1 protein-coding gene is annotated in these 1231 nt (G+C 53.2%); it reads left to right on the forward strand.

Features of this window, described 5'->3' with window-relative positions; translation table 11 throughout:
* The first annotated feature begins 62 nt into the window (after positions 1–62).
* A protein-coding gene (locus tag HBO12_RS28170; RefSeq protein ID WP_088500423.1) for an IS3 family transposase occupies positions 63–1213 on the forward strand; the annotation gives its coding sequence in 2 pieces (ribosomal slippage) (positions 63–297 and positions 297–1213; 1152 coding nt in all).
* The last annotated feature ends 18 nt before the right edge of the window (positions 1214–1231 follow it).

The following is a 1231-nucleotide window of genomic DNA, read 5'->3' on the forward strand; positions in this document are numbered from 1 at the left end:
TGAATCGCCCCTAGTTTCGTAGACACCTCCAAGCCTTAAAATGAGGCCCATTAGGAGGTGCCATGAGCAACCAGCGATATCCCGAAGAATTCAAAATCCAGGCGGTCAAACAAGTGACCGAAAAGAAGCTTCCTGTCTCGGAGGTGGCTGCACGATTGGGTGTGTCCGTGCACAGCCTCTATGCCTGGGTTAAGCGCTACACCAAGCCCCAGGAACAGCGCGTTGAGGAGGATGATCAGAGCGCTGAGGTTCGTCGTCTACGGGCCGAGCTGAAACGGGTGACGGAGGAGCGAGACATCTTAAAAAAGGCCGCCGCGTACTTTGCCAAGGAGTGCGGCTGAAGTACGCCTTTATTAAGCAGCAAGCGGGTCATTACGCGATTCGACGGCTTTGCCTGACGCTCAAGGTTCATCCCAGCGGCTACTACGCGTGGCTATCAGAACCAAAATCTGCGCGAGCCAAGGACGATCAGCGACTGCTTGGACTGATCAAACACTCCTGGTTGGAAAGCGGTGGTGTTTATGGCTATCGCAAGATCCATGATGACCTGCGAGAGGTTGGTGAGAGCTGTGGCCGTCACCGGGTAGCTAGGTTGATGCGCCTTGAAGGTTTACGTTCTCAGACTGGGTATCGACGGAGGCCGGGAAAATATGGCGGTAAACCAGCCGTTGCCTCACCGAACTTACTGAAGCGCCAATTCGATGTCAGAGAACCCAACAAAGTCTGGGTCACAGACATTACCTACATCCGAACATATGAAGGCTGGCTGTATTTGGCCGTGGTGCTCGATCTGTTTTCACGCCAGATCATTGGTTGGTCAATGAAGTCGCAGATGACCAGCGACGTAGCCATTGATGCACTGCTGATGGCGGTTTGGAGACGTAAGCCGAAGCAAGAGGTGATGATCCACTCGGATCAAGGCAGTCAGTACAGCAGCTCAGACTGGCGAAGCTTCTTGAAAGCTAACAACCTGGTAGCCAGCATGAGTCGTCGAGGTAACTGCCACGACAACGCTGTGGCGGAGAGCTTTTTCCAGCTGCTAAAGCGGGAGCGGATCAAGCGTAAAATCTACACTACACGCCAGGATGCTCGGGATGATGTGTTCGATTACATCGAGATGTTTTACAACCCAAAACGACGCCACAGTTTCAACAATCAGCTGTCACCGGTAGAGTTTGAAAAGCGTTACGCAGCGAGCCTGGAGAGTGTCTAGGAAACCCGGGGCGATTCA

Source organism: Pseudomonas sp. WS 5059 (assembly GCF_012985525.1).
Taxonomy (GTDB): domain Bacteria; phylum Pseudomonadota; class Gammaproteobacteria; order Pseudomonadales; family Pseudomonadaceae; genus Aquipseudomonas.